The 17,881-nt window shown below is 66.3% G+C and carries 12 protein-coding genes; 11 read left to right on the top strand and 1 reads right to left on the bottom strand.

What is annotated here, in order from left to right; translation table 11 throughout:
* The 10 genes from PHP91_RS08665 to PHP91_RS08710 form a co-directional block, all read left to right on the top strand.
* On the top strand, positions 1 to 4,864 hold a 4,864-nt coding region (locus tag PHP91_RS08665), incomplete at its 5' end, for a calcium-binding protein (protein WP_300139602.1).
* Positions 4,865 to 5,002: 138 nt separating this feature from the next.
* Positions 5,003 to 6,016: a glycosyltransferase gene (locus PHP91_RS08670; RefSeq protein WP_300139604.1), complete on the top strand. Its 1,014-nt coding sequence runs from the start codon at positions 5,003 to 5,005 to the stop codon at positions 6,014 to 6,016.
* A 13-nt stretch (positions 6,017 to 6,029) separates the two neighbouring features.
* A complete protein-coding gene (locus PHP91_RS08675; protein WP_300139606.1) occupies positions 6,030 to 6,650 on the top strand; it encodes a class I SAM-dependent methyltransferase in 621 nt (206 codons plus the stop codon).
* A gap of 12 nt (positions 6,651 to 6,662) precedes the next feature.
* On the top strand, positions 6,663 to 8,363 hold the full coding sequence (locus tag PHP91_RS08680) for a tetratricopeptide repeat protein (RefSeq protein ID WP_300139608.1): 1,701 nt from the start codon (positions 6,663 to 6,665) through the stop codon (positions 8,361 to 8,363).
* A gap of 452 nt (positions 8,364 to 8,815) precedes the next feature.
* Positions 8,816 to 9,208 carry a LysR family transcriptional regulator gene (locus PHP91_RS08685; RefSeq protein WP_300139610.1) on the top strand — a complete coding sequence of 131 codons (393 nt, stop codon included), beginning with the start codon at positions 8,816 to 8,818 and terminating at the stop codon, positions 9,206 to 9,208.
* Positions 9,209 to 9,355: 147 nt separating this feature from the next.
* The gene (gene fdnG / locus PHP91_RS08690; RefSeq protein ID WP_300139612.1) at positions 9,356 to 12,397 is read left to right on the top strand and encodes a formate dehydrogenase-N subunit alpha; all 3,042 of its coding nucleotides are present in this window, start codon (positions 9,356 to 9,358) and stop codon (positions 12,395 to 12,397) included.
* A 15-nt stretch (positions 12,398 to 12,412) separates the two neighbouring features.
* Positions 12,413 to 13,147 carry a 4Fe-4S dicluster domain-containing protein gene (locus tag PHP91_RS08695; protein ID WP_300139614.1) on the top strand — a complete coding sequence of 245 codons (735 nt, stop codon included), beginning with the start codon at positions 12,413 to 12,415 and terminating at the stop codon, positions 13,145 to 13,147.
* 66 nt (positions 13,148 to 13,213) lie between these two features.
* Positions 13,214 to 14,128: a formate dehydrogenase accessory protein FdhE gene (locus PHP91_RS08700; protein WP_300139616.1), complete on the top strand. Its 915-nt coding sequence runs from the start codon at positions 13,214 to 13,216 to the stop codon at positions 14,126 to 14,128.
* A 7-nt stretch (positions 14,129 to 14,135) separates the two neighbouring features.
* The gene (locus tag PHP91_RS08705) at positions 14,136 to 14,963 is read left to right on the top strand and encodes a formate dehydrogenase accessory sulfurtransferase FdhD (protein ID WP_300139618.1); all 828 of its coding nucleotides are present in this window, start codon (positions 14,136 to 14,138) and stop codon (positions 14,961 to 14,963) included.
* Positions 14,964 to 15,024: 61 nt separating this feature from the next.
* Positions 15,025 to 15,705 carry a M15 family metallopeptidase gene (locus PHP91_RS08710; RefSeq protein WP_300139620.1) on the top strand — a complete coding sequence of 227 codons (681 nt, stop codon included), beginning with the start codon at positions 15,025 to 15,027 and terminating at the stop codon, positions 15,703 to 15,705.
* A 35-nt stretch (positions 15,706 to 15,740) separates the two neighbouring features.
* On the opposite strand, the gene PHP91_RS08715 is transcribed toward PHP91_RS08710, so the two are convergent.
* On the bottom strand, positions 15,741 to 16,682 hold the full coding sequence (locus tag PHP91_RS08715) for a sulfite exporter TauE/SafE family protein (protein ID WP_300139622.1): 942 nt from the start codon (positions 16,680 to 16,682) through the stop codon (positions 15,741 to 15,743).
* Between the two features lie 144 nt (positions 16,683 to 16,826).
* Between PHP91_RS08715 and PHP91_RS08720 the strand changes: the two genes are divergently transcribed.
* Positions 16,827 to 17,849, top strand: coding sequence for a TOBE domain-containing protein (locus PHP91_RS08720; RefSeq protein WP_300139624.1), 1,023 nt, complete (start codon positions 16,827 to 16,829; stop codon positions 17,847 to 17,849).
* The last annotated feature ends 32 nt before the right edge of the window (positions 17,850 to 17,881 follow it).

The raw sequence follows: 17,881 nt of genomic DNA on the forward strand, positions 1-17,881 counted from the left end.
CGGCGGCGACGGCGCGGATACCCTGGCCTTCGACGGCGCGTCCGACACCCTGGCGCTGAACAACGTCACCTCGGTGGAATACCTTCAGCTCGGCACGACGTCCGTGGACATCGAGTCCACGCCGGACGCGCTGGTGGGCGCGGGCGGCACCCTGACCCTGGACGGATCCCAGACCGCCAGCGTGACCTTCTGGGCCTACAACGACACGGACAGCCACTTCTACCTGCTCGGCGGCGGCGGCAAGGACTACCTCAAGGGCGCGGACCTCGCCGACACCATCTTCGGCGGCGACGGCGACGACACCCTGCGCGGACTGGGCGGCGACGACAGCATCTTCGCCTACGGAGACGGCAACGACTCCATCGACGGCGGCGATGGCGACGACAGGATTTACATGGGCGTCCGGCTCGACGGCAACGACACCATCGACGGCGGCGCGGGCGACGACTCCCTCTACTACACCGACGCCGGGGGGACCTCCGAGCTCGACAACGTAAGCTTCGTGGAGCACGTCTACCTGGACGACGTGGACAACGTCATCGTCTATTCCGGCTCCGGCCTGGATGACGAGGAGACCATCACCATCATGGGCGACGACGTGGGCGCGTCGCACACCATTTCCTATGACGGCTCCTCGGCGGCCAAGTACCAGAACGTCATCGGCGGCCACGGCGACGACGCGCTGACAACCGGCGCTTACGACGACACCATCGAAGGCGGCGACGGCGCGGACGTCCTGACCGGCGGCGACGGCGACGACGCCTTCGTCTTCAACACCGGCGACGTGGACGCGGGCGAGGAAATCCACGGCGGGGCCGGCAACGACCGCATCCTGGTCCAGACCTCCACCTCCTTCGCCGACGCCGGGACCGTGGACGGCATCGAGGAACTGGCCGTCTCCGCCTCGCAGACCGCCACCCTCGATTTCGGCATGGAGAACGTCCTGACGGGCCTGACCGCCATCTACGGCGACGGCCAGGGCAGCTCCACCGGCGAGACCGTCCTGGTCCGTGACGTCGGCGGGGTCGACATCCTCAACCTCGGCGGCGACACCATCGCGATGAACGAATGGGACGCGAACGACCTCTTCAAGATCGAAGGGCTCGCGGGCGACGACGTCATCACCACCTGGAACGCCGCCACCTACATCGACGGCGGCGAAGGGGACGACTCGCTGACCGGCGGCGCGGGCGACGACACCCTGAAGGGCGGCGCGGGCGCGGACACCCTGGTCGGCGGGGCCGGGTTCGACATCCTCTCCTACGAGGGCGACACCACCGGCGTCACCATCGACCTGAACAACCTCACGGCCACGGGCGGCGACGCCACGGGCGACGTCATCTCCGCAGGCGACTTCGAGGGCGTCCGGGGCGGCGACGGCGACGACCAGTTGACGGGCACCTCGTCCGACGAATTCTTCGCGGGCGGCGCGGGCGACGACACCTTCCATGGCGGCGGGGGCGAGGACACCATCCTCGGCGGCTCCGGCACCGACTGGGTCTACTTCGAAAACGGCACCCCCTCGACCCTGGACAACATCGAGGGCGTCGAACACATCGTCCTCTCCGACGACACCGACCTCACGGCCCACGACGGTCTGGCGGACGCCGGATCGACCCTGACCGTGGACGGCATGGCCCTGACCGACGGCCAGGCCCTGCTCTGGGACGGCTCCACGGTCGGAAGCTTCGACCAGATCATCATCGGGGCCGAAGCGGACGACGCGCTCGTCGGGGGCGCGGGCGACGACAACCTGGTCGGCGGCGACGGGGCCGACTCCCTGGACGGCGGCGACGGGGCCGACTCCCTGGACGGCGGCGCGGGCCAGGACTGCCTGATCGGCGGCGCGGGCTCGGACTCCCTGGCCGGCGGCGACAACGACGAGGAGCGGCGCGAGCTCGACCTGGCCTCCTACGAGACGGCGGACCAGGCCATCAACGCCAACCTGACGACCGGCATCGTCACCTGCGGATCGGACACCGACACCCTGACCGGCATCGAGGCCGTGCGGGGCACCGCCCACGACGACACCTACACCGGCGACGACGGCTGGGCCAACGTCTTCTTCGACGGCGGCGGGTCCGACTCCATCAACGGCGGCTCGGTCCACGACTCCGATGCCGGGACGGGCTTCGACATCGTCTCCTACGAGTACGCCACGGGCGGAATCTCCGCGAGCATGACCGGCGCCAACGGCACGGTCGACGCCAGCGGCGAGACCGATACCCTGACCAACATCGACATGGTCTGGGGCTCGCACTTCGACGACACCTTCTCCGGCGACGGCGGCGACCAGGAGTTCATGCCCGGCGAGGGCGACGACATCGTGGACGGCGGCAGCGACCCCCTGAACGGCGGCGACTGGGACAAGGTCACCTACTGGGCCCTGAACAACGGCGTCACCTTCACCTGGGACGCGGGCGACAGCCGGTGGATCGTTGAAGGCGGGGACGCCATGTGGAGCGACACCCTGACCAACGTCGAGGAGCTTGAGGGCACGGCCGGGGACGACACCTTCACGGGCGGCGGCGGCAACGACTATTTCGGCGGCTGGGACGGCGCCAACACGTTCGACGGCGGCGCGGGCGTCGACACCGTCACCTACGAAGAAGACCCCGACGCCATCCAGGTCTGGCTGGGCGACGGCTACGTCGTCAACGGCTGGGGAGAGACCGACAGCGTGAACAATGTCGAGGTCATCGTCGGCTCCGACTACGGCGACACCCTGCACGGCAATTACGACAACAACACCTTCTACGGCGGCGACGGCGGGGATTCGTTCGGCAACATCGTGGGCGCGGACTCCCTCTACGGCGAGGATGGCGACGACACCTTCACCATCGGAGGCCAGGTCGGCGACGGCACGGTCATCGACGGCGGCGACGGCTCGGACACCGTCGAGATAAACGGCTCCGACACCCTCGACCTGACCAACCTCGCCACCCTCGACAACATCGAGAACCTGAGCATCTCCGGCGGCACCGTGGCCCAGCTTTCCGGCAACCTGCTCGACGGGCGCGACTGGAAGCTGAAGGGCCTGTCCGATTCCGGCAGCATCGCCACCCTTTCCGTGATCCTGGCTGCGGGCGACGTGGTGGACCTGACCCATCTCGACCTCACCGACTGGAACTACTTCGACGCCCTCTCGGTCCTCGGCTCCTCGGGCGACGAATCCGTCACCGGCACCGGCCATGGCGAGACCATGGCGGGCGACGAGGGCAACGACACCCTGTTCGGCAACGGCGGCCGCGACACCCTGATCGGCGGCCTGGGCAACGACAGCCTCTCGGGCGGCGACGGCGACGACCTGCTCATGGCCTACGGCGGGCAGGACACCAGCACGGGCGTCCACAGCTCGGACACCATCGACGGCGGCGCGGGCAACGACACCCTGACCGACACGGCCAGCGTGGACTTCTCGAACATGACCCTGTCGAACATCGAGGTCATCGAAATCCCGGACTACCAGGCCTTCACCTTCGGCGCGAGCCAGGTCTGCGGGTCGGGGTACGAGTTCGACGGCTCGGCCGACGCCACCCTGCTCATCCAGGGCACGGCGGGCAACGACGTCCTCTACCTGGACAGCATGGACTTTTCGAACATGCTCGGCGAATGGACCGTGCACATGGGCGACGGCAACGACGCGGTCTACGGCAGCAGCGAGGACGACTTCATCTACGGCGACGCGGGCAACGACACCCTCCAGGGCCTGGCGGGCGACGACTGGCTCGACGGCGGCGACGGCGCGGACCGATTCGTCTACCAGTATGCGGCGAACGTCATCCAGAGCACGAACGGCGACACCATCGAAAACTTCGAGGGCGGGACGGACATGATCCTGCTCACCGGCGACATGGCCGACACGCCCCTGCGCTGGTACGTGGACGACTCCATCCCCTACGACGGCGTCATCGACGGCGAAAGCACCGACCAGCCTTACCTGCACTTCGCCACGGACGGCAACGTCCTGACCTACGACGAACACCCGACGGACGCCGACGGCGCATATCAGGGCGTGGTGGCCAACATCTTCGGCGACTCGTTCAGCTTCAACGACGTCTTCGCCCGGGGCTCCACCATCACCAACCCCGGCGGCGACATCAACTGGGCGGGCGACACCACCGACGACACTTACGAGGGCACCACGGCCAACGAGCGGCTCTTCGGCGACGACGGCAACGACACCCTGCACGGCAACGACGGCAACGACGCGCTGATCGGCGGCAAGGGCGCTGACGTCCTGGACGGCGGCGTCGGCGAGGACACCATCTGCCACTCCTACGACCCGCAGGGCGTGACCGTGAACCTGTCCACCGGCCAGGCCACGGACGGATGGGGCTACACCGACACCTTCTCGAACATCGAACACGCCGTGGGCTCCGCCTACAACGACGTGCTCATCGGCAATTCCAGCGGCAACACGCTCTTCGGCGCGGGCGGCGACGACCTGCTCTCGGGCGGGGACAGCGCGGACAACCTGAGCGGCGGCCTGGGCAGCGACACATTCTCCATCCAGACCATCCCGGCCGCAGACTACGACGAAATCATGGACTTCAACGCCAACGTGGACAAGATCGGACTCAACGCCACGGCCTTCGACTTCTTCGACGGCGACACCTTCAACACCGACAACTTCTGCGCCCTCACCAGCTACGACGGCACCAACGCCACCTTCGGAGCCGGCGAGACCTCGGGCCTCGTATACCTCAGCAATGGCGACACCGGCCTGCTCTGGTACGAGTCGGACACATCCAACGACAGCACCCCGGACTACCTGGTTGCCCTCATCCACGAGGTGGACGACAACATGCAGCCGACCGACAACAACATCGACGCCGCCAGCTTCGTGGCGACCGCGATCTAGCCCCTGCTCCGCACGGATCACGACAAGGGCGGGCCCGCCTCCAAGGACGGGCCCGCCCTTTTTGCCGCCCCTCCGGAAACGCCCGCCGCCTTGACCCGCAACCCGCTTCCCTTTATCAACCTGGTAATGAATGAAACGGTGGTCATACTGATCCCGGCCTACCAGCCCCAAAACGCCCTCGTGACGCTCGTGGACGCGCTCCGGGCCAACGGCCCGCACCCCGTGGTCGTGGTCAACGACGGCAGCGCAGCCGGAACGGCCCCGGTCTTCGCCGAACTGAAAAAACGGAACGGCGTCACCGTCCTCATCCATGAAAAGAACATGGGCAAGGGCCAGGCCCTCAAGACCGGCCTCAACCACATCCTGCACGGCTTTCCGGAAGCGGTCGGCATCGTCACCGCCGACGCCGACGGCCAGCACCGCCCCGAGGACATCCTGGCCGTGGCCGACGCCCTGGTCCGATCGCCCGGCTCCCTGGTGCTCGGCACGCGGGACTTCGGCGGCGGGACCCCGCTGCGCAGCCGCATCGGCAACCTGCTGACCTCGAAGCTCTTCCGCTTCTTCCTGCGCTGTCCGCTGACCGACACCCAGACCGGCCTGCGCGGGCTCCCCCGCGAGTTCGCCCGCGACATCCTCTCCCTGCCCTCCTCGGGCTACGATTTCGAATTCGAGGCCCTGGCCAGGGCGTGCCGCCAGTCCGTCCCCCTGATCCAGGTGCCCATCGCCACGGTCTACCTCGACGGCAACCGGGGGTCGCATTTCAATCCGGTCCTGGATTCGATGAAAATATACTTCGTCTTCTTCCGGTTCATCACCTCCTCGCTGTTCGTCAGCCTCATCGACACCCTGGTCTTCTCGGCCTTTTTCTTCGCCTCGGGCACGCTGCTGTCGAGCATCCTGGCGGGCAGGATCGTGGCCGGGCTCTCCCAGTTCATCCTGTCCAAGAAATTCGTCTTCAACTCCGACCGGAGCATCCTCTGGGAGCTGCTCAAATACGCGATGCTCGTCACCGCCCTGACCACCGTCGCCTACCAGGGCATCAGCCTGCTCGTGGCAGCCGGATGCAACCCCTACCTCGCCAAGATCCTTGTCGACACGCTCCTGTTCTTCACCAGCTTCGCCCTCCAGAAGATCCTCGTCTTCATCCACTGACAGGACCGCGCACATGCAGACAGACTGGGACAAATACTACGAAACGCCCTTCTGGGCCTCCCGCTTCACCCGCGCCTACACCACCGGGCGGCTCGTCCGCCTGATGAGGCTCCACGGCCCGGCCCGGCCCTCGATCCTCGAATACGGCGGCGGCAACAGTTGCTTCTTCCGGGCCCTGCGCGACGCCCTCTCCCCGGCCGCCTACACCGTGATGGACAGCAACGCGAAGGCGGTCCGGATGTTCGCCGACGCCACGCGCGACGACCCGGCCGTCCGCGCCGTGCAGGGCAGCGTGCTGGACGCCCCGGACTCGACGATGCGGGCCGACATCGTGTTCAGCGCCGGGCTCATCGAGCATTTCGACCCGGCGGGCACCCGGCGGGCCGTCGAGACCCATTTCGCCGCCGCCCGGCCCGGCGGGCTGGTCATCCTGACCTTCCCCACCCCCACCCAGCTCTACCGGGCCATCCGCCGGGGAGCGGAGCGGCTCGGGCGCTGGGCGTTCCCCGACGAGCGCCCCCTGTCCGCCAGCGAGGTGGCCGACGCCCTCCCGCCCGGCGCGTCCGTCCTGGCGACCGGCATCCTGTGGCCCCTCCTGCTGACCCAAGGGATCATCGCCGCCCGCAACCCTTAACCACCCATGCCCATGCAGCCGAGACAAAACGACCTTTTCACCCGCTGGTTGCCCCTTGGCGTCATCGCCCTGGCGACCGTCGCCGCCTATGCGAACAGCCTCCAGGGAGGCTTCCTCCTCGACGACGGCAACTGCATCTACCAGAACCCGTCCATCACCCGTTTCTGGGACTCCTTCACTCCCCCGAGCTCGGTCAACATCTTCCGGCGGCAACTGGTCAACGTCTCCCTGGCCGTCAACTACGCCATCAGCGGCCTCGACGTCTGGAGTTACCACCTGCTCAACATGCTCATCCACCTGGGAGCGGCCCTGGCCCTCTTCGCCATCCTCCGGCGCATGCTGGCAGGGGAACGGACCGGCCGGTACGCGGCGGCGGCTCCCTGGCTGGCCATGGCCAGCGCCACCCTGTGGGCCGTCCATCCCCTCCAGACCCAGGCCGTCACCTATATCATCCAGCGGTGCGAATCACTGCTGGGGCTCTGCCTCCTGGCCAGCGTGCTCCTGGCCATGATCTCCATGGACCGGGCCAGGCCCCGCCCCTGGCAGGCGGGCTCCGTCGCCTGCTGCCTCCTGGGCGTCTTCGTCAAGGAGGCGATCGTCCTGGCCCCGGCGCTCATCCTGTTCTATGACCGCTGGTTCGTCAGCGACTCCCTCAAGGAGGGGCTGCGCCGACACCGGCTCCTCTACGCCGGGCACCTGGCCTGCCTGGCCGTCCTGGCCTTCAACCTCGGCCAGTACGTGTCGAGCGACACCACCGCGCAAAACTTTTCCGTGCTGGACTACGCCCTCTCCCAGCCCGAGGTCATCCTGCACTATCTGCGGCTGGCCGTCTGGCCGGTGGGGCTCTGCCTCGACTACCAATGGCCCGTCTCCCCCGTGGCGCGGGCCCTGCCCTTCGCGGCCGTGATCCTGCTGTGCCTCGCGGGCACGGTCCTGCTGATCCGTCGGCGCAGCGTCTACGGCTTCTTCCTGGGCTGGTTCTGGATCTGCCTGGCCCCGTCGTCCAGCTTCCTGCCCATCAACGACCTGGCCTTCGAGCACCGCATGTACCTGCCCCTGGCGGGGCTGACGACCCTGGCGTGCCTGGCCGTCCACGACCTGGCGCGCCTGGCCCGCCAACGGACCGGCGTCAACCTGACCATCGCGGCCCTGGCCCTCTGGGCGACGGCCGTCGCCGCCTGCGCCATGCTGACCTTCGCCCGCAACATGGACTACGCCCAGGGCGAGCTGTTCATGTGGCGGGACGTCATCGCCAAGCGGCCGGAGAACGCCAAGGCCCAGTCCCTGGTGGGCAAGGGGCTGGCCCAGTTGAACCGGATGGACGAGGCCATTCCCTATTACCTCACGGCCATCGGGCTGGAGCCGGACAACTTCTTCTTCCGCAACGACCTGGCCCTGATCTACGAAGCCGGAGGCGACCTGGACAAGGCCGAGGAGCAACTGCGGGCCATGATCCGGCTGCGCCCGGAAGTCCCCCTGCCCTACATCCGGCTCAGCCGTATGCTCTTCGCCCAGCGCCGCCAGGCCGAGGGCGTGGCCCTGCTTGAAGAGGCGGTACGGGCCAACCCGAAGCTGATCTCCATCCGGGCGAACCTCGCCCAATACTATTATCAGACCGGCCAGTACGCCAAGGCGGTCCCCCACCTGGAGGCCTACCTGGAGGCGACCCCGGACAACGCCGCCGCCCGGCGAATGTTGGAACAGATTCGCTGATCCGGCCCGCATCCTGAAAAAAACTGGAGGGTTGCGACGTCATGCCGCAACCCTTTCGTTTTTCTTTGCTTGCCGCCGACAGACGGCGGGCCTCCCCCCGAGCCCCCCGGACTCGTGTGCCGCACAGGTCGATTTCTCCTGTTTACCGGACTGCCCCACGGTTTGGCATAGCTATTTTCTTCTTTTTTCTCGCTCCCGTAACAATTTAATAACACGCTGAATCCACTGACTATATTCAGAAGAACATTCGTTTTTGCATTTCACCGTCATCGGGGAGCAAGCCTATAACCATCCTGTTATACACACAAAAAAATATCCGGTGCCAAAGCACGAGCAAGTGGTGAGCCATTGTGACGCGTCACGTCTTTTCCTAGGAATGCATTATGTCAAACGGAGCAGAATGCGCCCTTGCCCGAAAGTCGCCGGGCTCTCGCAGCCGCAAGGAGGCCGCCATGCATGAACTCGAAACCGTGCCCACCGGTCCCGAATGTCCTGAGCGCCCCGTCATGCGCCTGCACCTGTGGCTGGAGACGGGCGACGGCGTCCTCTTCGGCCTCGGTCGGTTGCAGCTATTGCGCAAGGTGGAGCAATGCGGCTCGCTGAAAGCCGCCGCCGAGTCCCTGGGCATGTCCTACCGGGGCGCCTGGGGCAAGATCAAGGCCACGGAAAAACTCTTCGGCGAAAAGCTCATCGAACGGGCCGGGAGCCGACGCGAGGGCTACCACCTGACCCTCTTCGGCAGCGGCCTGGCCCACGACTTTGACGAGTGGTTCCGGGAAGTGGAACGCTTCGCCCTGGAGAAAAGCGGCCAGTATCTTCCCTTCGCCCCGGTCAAATACCGCTGAAATGTTTTCGCCGTTTTTGCTATGTGTTAAATTTAACACATTGATATAATTTACTTTTATGCTATCGTGGCAATACCTGGGCGGCGTGCCCGGGACGAACGCTGCCGCGCCGCCCTGGCGGGGCACAAATTCAGGAGGCCACTGTTTATGCAACTCGACCGCCGAAGCTTCATGAAGCTCGCGGGCGTGGGTGCGGCGTCTCTCACCCTCGGCCAGCTCGGAGTCAGCCTGACTCCGGTCAAGGCCTATGCCGGTCAGCTCAAGATCACCGGCGCCAAAGAGGTTGTGACCGTCTGCCCCTTCTGCTCCGTAAGCTGCCACGTCATCGGCTACGTGAAGGACGGGAAGCTCGTCAGCACCGAAGGCGACCCGGACTACCCCATCAACGAGGGCGCGCTGTGCGCCAAGGGTGCGGCCATGTTCTCCATGACCACCGAGCACAACCGGCTGCACAAGCCCCTGTACCGCGCCCCCTACAGCGACAAGTGGGAAGAGAAGCCCTGGGACTGGATGCTCGACAAGATCGCCCGGCGCATCAAGGACACCCGCGACAAGGACATCATCCTCAAGGACAAGTCCGGCAAAACCGTCAACCGTCTCGAATCCATGTTCCTGCTGGGCACCTCCCACGCGGGCAACGAGGAATGCGCCATCGCACATCAGGCGATGCGCGGCCTGGGTGTCGTCCACATGGACCACCAGGCGCGTATCTGACACAGCGCCACAGTTGCGGCTCTGGGAGAGTCGTTCGGACGCGGTGCGATGACCAATCACTGGATCGACATCAAGAATGCCGATTCCATCCTCATAATGGGCAGCAATGCTGCCGAACATCATCCGATTTCCTTCAAGTGGGTGTTGCAGGCCAAGGACAAGGGAGCCACCGTCATGCACGTGGACCCGAAGTTCTCGCGCACGTCCGCCAGATCGGATTTCCATGTCCCCCTCAGGTCCGGCACGGACATCGCCTTCCTGGGAGGCATGATAAAGTACATCGTCGACAACGAGAAATACTTCAAGGAATACATCGTTGAATACACGAACGCCTCGCTCGTGGTGGGCAAGGACTTCGGATTCAAGGACGGCATTTTCACCGGCTACGACCCCAAGACCAGGACCTACGACAAGTCCAAGTGGGGCTTCGAGCTCGATGAAAACGGCGTGCCCAAGAGGGACAAGACCCTCAAGGACCCCCGCTGCGTCTTCCAACTGCTGAAGGAACACTACAGCCGCTACGACCTGGACACCGTCTCCACCACCACGGGCGTGACCAAGGAGAACCTGCTCAAGGTCTACAAGGCCTTCGCCGCCACCGGCAAGCCGGACAAGGCGGGCACCGTCATGTACGCCCTGGGCTGGACCCAGCACACCGTGGGCGTCCAGAACATCCGCTCGGCGGGCATCATCCAGCTCCTGCTGGGCAACATCGGCGTGGCGGGCGGCGGCATCAACGCCCTGCGCGGCGAACCCAACGTCCAGGGCTCCACCGACCACACCCTGCTGTACCACATCATCCCGGGTTACATGGCCATGCCGCACAACGGCTGGCAGACCTACGACGAGTATATCAAGGGCAACACCCCGGTGAGCAACGATCCCATGTCCGCCAACTGGTGGCAGCACAAGCCCAAGTACTTCGCCAGCCTGCTCAAGGCCTGGTACGGCGAGCACGCCACCAAGGAAAACGGCTTCTGCTACGAACTGCTGCCCAAGATCGAAAAGGGCGAGGACTATTCCTACCTCTTCCTGTTCGACCGCATGTACCGGGGCGAAATTCGCGGCGGCATCATCATCGGCCTCAACCCGATGAACTCCGTGCCCAACACCAACAAGCTGCGCAAGGCGCTGGACAACCTGGAGTGGCTGGTCACCTCCGAACTGCACAACACCGAGACCACGGACAACTGGCACCGCCCCGGCATCGACCCCAAGAAGGTCAAGACCGAGGTGTTCCTGCTCCCGTCCGCCCACCGTCTGGAGAAGGAAGGCTCGGTGACCAACTCCGGCCGCTGGCACCTCTGGCACTACAAGGCCGTGGAGCCCGCATACGAGGCCAAGCCCTTCGGCGACATGTTCTGCGGCTTCATGAAGCGCGTGCAGAAACTGTACGCGAAGGAGGGCGGCAAGCTCCCCGAGGCCGTGACCTGGCTGGACTACCCGGACAAGTACGACCCGGACGACCTGTGCGCCCGCATCAACGGCCGCTTCACCAAGGACACCGAGGTCAAGGGCAAGCTGTACAAGGCGGGCCAGCAGGTTCCGTCCTTCACCGCGCTGGCGGACGACGGCTCCACGTCCAGCCTGAACTGGCTGTACGCGGGCAGCTACACCGAGGAGGACGGCAACAAGTCCAAGCGCCGCAGCACCAAGCAGACCGAGATGCAGAAGAACATCGGCCTGTACCCGAACTGGGCCTGGTGCTGGCCGGTCAACCGCCGCATCCTCTACAACCGCGCCTCCGTGGACCTGAACGGCAAGCCGTACAACCCGGCCAAGGCCGTCATCGAGTGGAAGGACGGCAAGTGGATCGGCGACGTGCCCGACGGCGGCTGGCCGCCCATGGCCACCGGCAAGGGCAAGCACCCGTTCATCATGTCCAAGCACGGCTTCGGCCAGCTCTACGGCCCCGGCCGTCAGGACGGCCCGTTCTCCGAGCACTACGAGCCGGTGGAGACTCCCGTTGACAGCAACAAGTTCTCCAAGCAGCTCAACAGCCCGGTCTACAAGTTCGTGGCGAGCGAGATGGACAAGCTGGCCAAGCCCGCGGACCCGAACTACCCCATCGTCCTGACCACCTACAGCCTGACCGAGCATTGGTGCGGCGGCGGCGAGACCCGCAACGTGCCCAACCTGCTCGAAGCCGAGCCGCAGCTCTACGTCGAGATGAGCCCGGAACTGGCCAAGGAGAAGGGGATCAAGAACGGCGACGGCGTCATCATCGAGTCCATTCGCGGACGGGTCGAGGCCATCGCCATGGTGACCATCCGCATACGGCCGTTCCAGGTGCACGGCCGCACCATCCACGAAATCGGCATGCCGTTCTGCTTCGGCTGGACGACCCCCGGGACCGGCGACTCCACCAACCGGCTCACGCCGTCGGTGGGCGACCCGAACACCACCATCCCGGAGTTCAAGGCCTGCTGCGTCAACGTCCGCAAGGCCGACAAGCTCACCGAGCTCGCAACCTAGCGAAAGGAGAACGCCATGCCCAAGACCATACTCGTAGACACCTCCCGCTGCACCGCGTGCCGCGGATGTCAGATCGCCTGCAAGGAATGGCATGAGCTGCCGGCCAACAAGACCACCCAGTACCACTGGGGCAGCCACCAGAATCCGCAGGACCTCAACGCCTACAACTACAAACTCGTCCGGTTCAGCGAGCACCTCGACAACGGGACGGTCCGGTGGAACTTCTTCCCCGACCAGTGCCGCCACTGTGAGATCGCTCCCTGCAAGGAGACCGGCGACCTGTACATCGAGAACGCCATCGTCCAGGACGAAAAGACCGGGGCCATCCTCTACACGGAGAAGACCCGGAAGTTCAGCGACGAGCAGTTCAAGGAGATCAAGGAAGCCTGCCCGTACGACATCCCCCGCCGCGACGCCAAGACCGGCCTCCTGGCCAAGTGCACCATGTGCAACGAGCGCGTCCACGCCGGGATGCTCCCCGCCTGCGTGAAGGTCTGCCCCACCGGGGCCATGAACTTCGGCGAGCGCGAGGAGATGCTGAAGCTCGGGCAGGAACGGCTGGCCAAGCTCAAGGAGAAGTGGCCCGACGCCATGCTGGCCGACCCCGACTCGGTCAACGTCATCTACCTGCTCATCGACAAGCCGGAGAACTACCATAAGCACTCCGTGGCCGACGCGGGCCTCGGCCCGATGTCCAAGCAGCAGTTCCTCGCCACCCTGGCGAGGCCCTTCAAGGCCATGAAGGCCTAACGACAACCCGCCCTTCCGGCCGGGACGCGTCGCGCGTCCCGGCCCGGAAGGGTCCAAAGGACGCACATGCGCACGCAATCCGCCCTCGCCCGGGTCAACGACACCCTCACCCTCCTCACCGAACGCACCCCCGCCTACCGGGAGCTGACCGAACGGTTCGGCCCCCTGCTCCGCGCGGTGGCGCAAATGGCCGACGAGCTCGCCGACACCATGCCGAAACTCCCGGCCCCGGACCCGTCTCGGCTGGCCGCCGGGGTCTCCCTGCTGGTGGACGCGGACCTCGCCCCCTGCGGCGAGGCGCTCAAGCGTTCGGCCGCGGCGCTCCTGCCTGTCCTGGCGGACGCCCTGCGGCTGAACGGGGAGACGGCGGACCGGATCGCCGCGCATTTCGCGGCCTCGGACAACCTCGTGGGGCTTGCCCAGGCCAGGATTGAGGGCAACGCAAAACGCTTCGAGAACACCTCCGCGGAGCTGGGCGTCCAACCGGCGGCCACGCTCCTGTTCCTTTCGGAGACCATTTTCGCTCCCGTCCTCCGTGCTATAATCTCGGGCCTGGACAAGCCCCTGACCGACTCGGACTGGGATCAGGCCTACTGCCCGGTCTGCGGCTCCTCGCCGTCCATCTCCTACCTCTCGCCCAAGGAGGTCACGGGCCTCGACCAACTGGTGGGCGGCGGCGGCAAGAAGTATCTTCACTGCTCCCTGTGCGGCCAGAACTGGCGATACAAGCGCAACGCCTGCGCCGCCTGCGGCAACGACGAGAATCAGTCGCGCGAGGTGTTCACCTCGGACAAGACCCGCTTCGAACGGGTGGAGGCCTGCCACAAATGCGGGCACTACTGCCTGAGCATCGACCTGCGCGAGTGCGAGCCGCACCCGGACCTGGACGCCATCCAGGTGGGCCTGATCCACCTGGATATCTTCGCCCGCAAGAGCGGCCTCGTCCCCGTCACCGCCACGCTGTGGAACAGCGCGGAATAAAGGCCCCATGGGCACGCCGCACCTGAAACCCGTCCCCGCCCCTCCCCGGCAGCCCCGCGCCGGGGAAGGCGGGCTCTCGCGCCTGCATCCGACTACCCTGCAACGGTACGAGAACGGCCGACTCGTCTTCCGTGACGACGCCATCGCCGAGGAATCGACCCTGCGGCTGCTCATCAACGGGCAACAGGAGGCCCTGCTCTCCCGGACGCCTGGCGACGACCTGAACCTGGTGGCGGGCTACCTCTTCTGCACCTCCCGCATCCGCGAGGCCGGGGACTTGGCGTCCGTCGGCTTCAGCTACCGGGGCGTGGCCAGGGCCGAGGTCGGGCTCGACGCCCCGGCGGACATCCGGCGCATCTTTCCCTCGCCCCGGCCCGTGCGCATCGGGGCCCACCGGCTCTTCGAGTTCAAGGCGGCTTTCGAGCGCCGCCAGAACCTCTACCGCGACACCGGCTCCACCCACGCGGCCGCCCTGTTCACGGCCGACGGCCAGCTCATCGCCTTCGGCGAGGACGTCGGGCGACACAACGCCTTCGACAAGGCCATCGGCCGCGCCCTGCTGGAGGGGACCCTCGGGCAGGCGGCCATCGCCATGCTCTCCTCCCGCCTGGCCCTGGAGCTGGCGGTCAAGGCGGCCACGGCCAACATCCCGGTCCTCTGCGGCTTTTCCGCCGCCACCAGTTCGGGCGTCCGCTATGCCGAGGAGAACAACCTGACCCTGGTGGGCAGGCTGCGCAAGGAATCGTTCAACATATACGCCAACGGCTGGCGCATCCTCACCGGCGAGTCCGACAAGACAGAAAGGGCCGGCATCTTTCCCGCGCCCGCCCCTTGAATCCGGCAGGCGATTCGGGGTATCGTGGGGGCCATCACTCCCCGAAACCAAGGATGCGCCCATGCGACTTCCACGCCTGCTGCCCTTCCTCCTGGCTCTTTTCTGCCTCGCGGCGCCGGTCCGCGCCGCCGAACTGCCCGAAGGCTTCGTCCACGTCGGGGACCTCGTGCCCGGCGCGGTCCTCGACGTCCGCTACTGCACCGCCCACAACTTCGTGGGTGCGCCCGTAGACGGCTACCTGGCCCCGCAGGTCATCCTCAGCCGACCGGCGGCCGAAGCCCTGGCCGGGGTCCAGGAGGACCTCAAGGCCTTCGGGCTCGGGCTCAAGATTTACGACGGCTATCGGCCGCAACGGGCCGTGGACCACTTCGTGCGCTGGGGCCGGAACCTCAAGGACACCAAGATGAAGGCGGAATTCTATCCGGACGTGGACAAGAAGAACCTGTTCCGCGATGGGTACATCGCCACCCGGTCGGGCCACACGCGCGGCTCCACCGTGGACCTGACCGTCATCGACCTGCGGACGGGCCTTGACCTGGACATGGGCGGCCCCTTCGACTTCTTCGGCCGCCTCTCCTGGCCCGGCAACCTCGACCTGCCGCCGCAGGCCAGGGCCAACCGCGCCCTGCTGCGCGAGGCCATGGCCCGCCACGGGTTCAAGCCTCTCAGCGAGGAATGGTGGCACTTCACCCTGATCGACGAGCCCTTCCCGGACACCTACTTCGACTTCCCGGTGGAGTAGGGCCCGCCGCGACAGGCAGGCCCTACAGTCCGGCCCTACAGTCCGGCGATGAAGGCCCGCAGGTACTTGAAGGCGGTGAACAGGATGATGGCCACCAGCATCCACTTGATGACCCTGGCCGGAACGTGCTTCTGGCAGCGGGCCCCGAAGTACATGCCCGCCATGCCGCCCAGGCCGAAGAGGATGCCGAGCAGCCAGTCCGGCGAGACCGACATCTCGGGATAGATGGGGGCGATGGCCTGGAAGAAGACCACTCCGGCGATGGACGTGACGAAGGTGCCCATCAGGGCCGCCCCGGCCACGATGTAGACCGGCAGCCCGTACACGGCCACAAAGAACGGGGCGATGATCGAGCCGCCGCCGATGCCGTAGATGCCGCCCACGATGCCCACCCCGAAGCTCAGGGCGAAAATGCCCGGCGTGTGGATGACGAATTCCTCGCCATGGAAGCAGAAGGCGATCTCGCGCAGGTTCATTCTGCGGACCGACACGGCGGCCCCGGCGCCGCACGCGTCCCCCCGGTTGCGCACCAGGTCCTGGAACCGGCGCTCGGCCGCGGCCCGGTCCTGCCTGCCGTTGCGCCCCCTCGCCAGGTCCCAGACCATCCGGCCGCCGATGTAGAGCATGACCAGGGCCGCGAACCCCTTGAAGTTTGCCGGATCGGGCAGATACGCCACGCGCACCACCGCCCCGACGATCACACCCGGCAGGGTGCCGAGGATGACGACCCAGGCCAGGGGCCAGACCATCCGCCCTTCCTTCAGGTAGCGGTACACCCCGCTGGGAATGGCCACGATGTTGAAGAGATGGTTGGTCGCGCTCACCGACGGGGACGTGAACCCGAGAAAGCTCATCTGGAAGGGAAGAAGCAGGAATGCGCCGGAAACCCCGGCCATGGAGGTGAAAAAGGAGATGCCGAACGCCACCAGCGGCGGAATCCAGGGATCAACGGTAATGCCTGCGGTCGGGAAAAACATGGCTGCCTCCGATCATTGACACGATTATATAATATTCGTGTCAATGATAGATGTCTCGCGCTGGAAGTCAAGGGGAAAATCGTGTATGCAATTCCGGTTGGCGGGACTGGCCCGCCCGACGCAACGGAAAACACGGAGTGTTCCATGGCCGGAACAGGGACGGGCGGCGAAATCTATCTGGATTCGGTGCAGATGCAGACCCTGGAGCGGGCGTTCCGGGAGTGGGCCGAGGCGTCCCCCCGGCAGGACGTCCGCCTGTCGCGGCGGCGCATCCTGCTCCTCTTCCTGCTCATCCGCTACACCGGGGCCAAGCTGAACGAGACCCTCTCCCTGGACCTGCGGCGGGACATCGACACCGCCGGGTGCCGCGTCCACCTGCGCGGCGGGGACGAGGACGGCGCGTCGCGGGACATCCAGCTCTCGGAGAGCCTGGCCGGGGAGCTGCGCCGCGCCATGTCCGACCCGGACTTCATGGACTCCATCGACCACAGCTTCGACGTGGACCCGGCCTTTGTACGGCGCAAGTTCTACGAACGGGCCGAGGCGTGCGGGTTCGACAAGCGGCTGGGCAGCCCGGAGATGCTGCGCAAGGCCAGGGCCGTGGAACTGATGCAGGGCAACCTGCCCCTGCCCGCCGTGCAGCTCATGCTCGGCCAGTCCGTGGTTAGCCAGGCGGCGTCCAGCGGCTCCTTCTCCGAGTCCGACCTGCGCGAGGTGACGCGGCTCTACATGGACCGCGAGTCCGACCGCCGCACCAGCGCGCGCAACGCCTTCTACGGCAAGGTCACGGCCATCGCCAGGGGGGACATTCAGGCGCGCGTGGAGCTGGCCACGGCCGACGGCCACGCCGTGGCCACGCTCATCACCCTCAACAGCCTGGAGCGGCTCTGCCTGACCCCCGGCAAGCTGGTCACGGCCGAGGTCAAGGCCCCCTACGTCATGCTCGAACGCGGCGGGACAGCGTCCTCCAGCGCGGACAACGTCTTCGAGGGCGCCGTGGTCCGCATCGCCTCCGGAAAGATCAGCACCGAATACATCGTCCGCATCTCCGAGGCGGCCGAGCTCTGCTCCGTGGTCTCCACGGCCAGCGCAAACCGGCTCGACCTGCGCGTCGGCGATCCGGTCCGCGCCCTGTTCAACGGCTATTCCGTGGTCCTGCACGCCTAGCCGCCCGACGGCAGCAGACGCTCCCCACGGGA

The sequence above is a fragment of the Pseudodesulfovibrio sp. genome, from assembly GCF_028692895.1.
Lineage (GTDB): Bacteria > Desulfobacterota > Desulfovibrionia > Desulfovibrionales > Desulfovibrionaceae > Pseudodesulfovibrio.

Bases quoted from the DNA above. Each gene is read 5' to 3' on its own strand.
- PHP91_RS08675 (WP_300139606.1), top strand. From the start codon at position 6,030: ATGCAGACAGACTGGGACAAATACTACGAAACGCCCTTCTGGGCCTCC.
- PHP91_RS08680 (WP_300139608.1), top strand. From the start codon at position 6,663: ATGCAGCCGAGACAAAACGACCTTTTCACCCGCTGGTTGCCCCTTGGC.
- PHP91_RS08685 (WP_300139610.1), top strand. From the start codon at position 8,816: ATGCATGAACTCGAAACCGTGCCCACCGGTCCCGAATGTCCTGAGCGC.
- PHP91_RS08695 (WP_300139614.1), top strand. From the start codon at position 12,413: ATGCCCAAGACCATACTCGTAGACACCTCCCGCTGCACCGCGTGCCGC.
- PHP91_RS08700 (WP_300139616.1), top strand. From the start codon at position 13,214: ATGCGCACGCAATCCGCCCTCGCCCGGGTCAACGACACCCTCACCCTC.
- PHP91_RS08705 (WP_300139618.1), top strand. From the start codon at position 14,136: ATGGGCACGCCGCACCTGAAACCCGTCCCCGCCCCTCCCCGGCAGCCC.
- PHP91_RS08710 (WP_300139620.1), top strand. From the start codon at position 15,025: ATGCGACTTCCACGCCTGCTGCCCTTCCTCCTGGCTCTTTTCTGCCTC.
- PHP91_RS08715 (WP_300139622.1), bottom strand. From the start codon at position 16,682: ATGTTTTTCCCGACCGCAGGCATTACCGTTGATCCCTGGATTCCGCCG.
- PHP91_RS08720 (WP_300139624.1), top strand. From the start codon at position 16,827: ATGGCCGGAACAGGGACGGGCGGCGAAATCTATCTGGATTCGGTGCAG.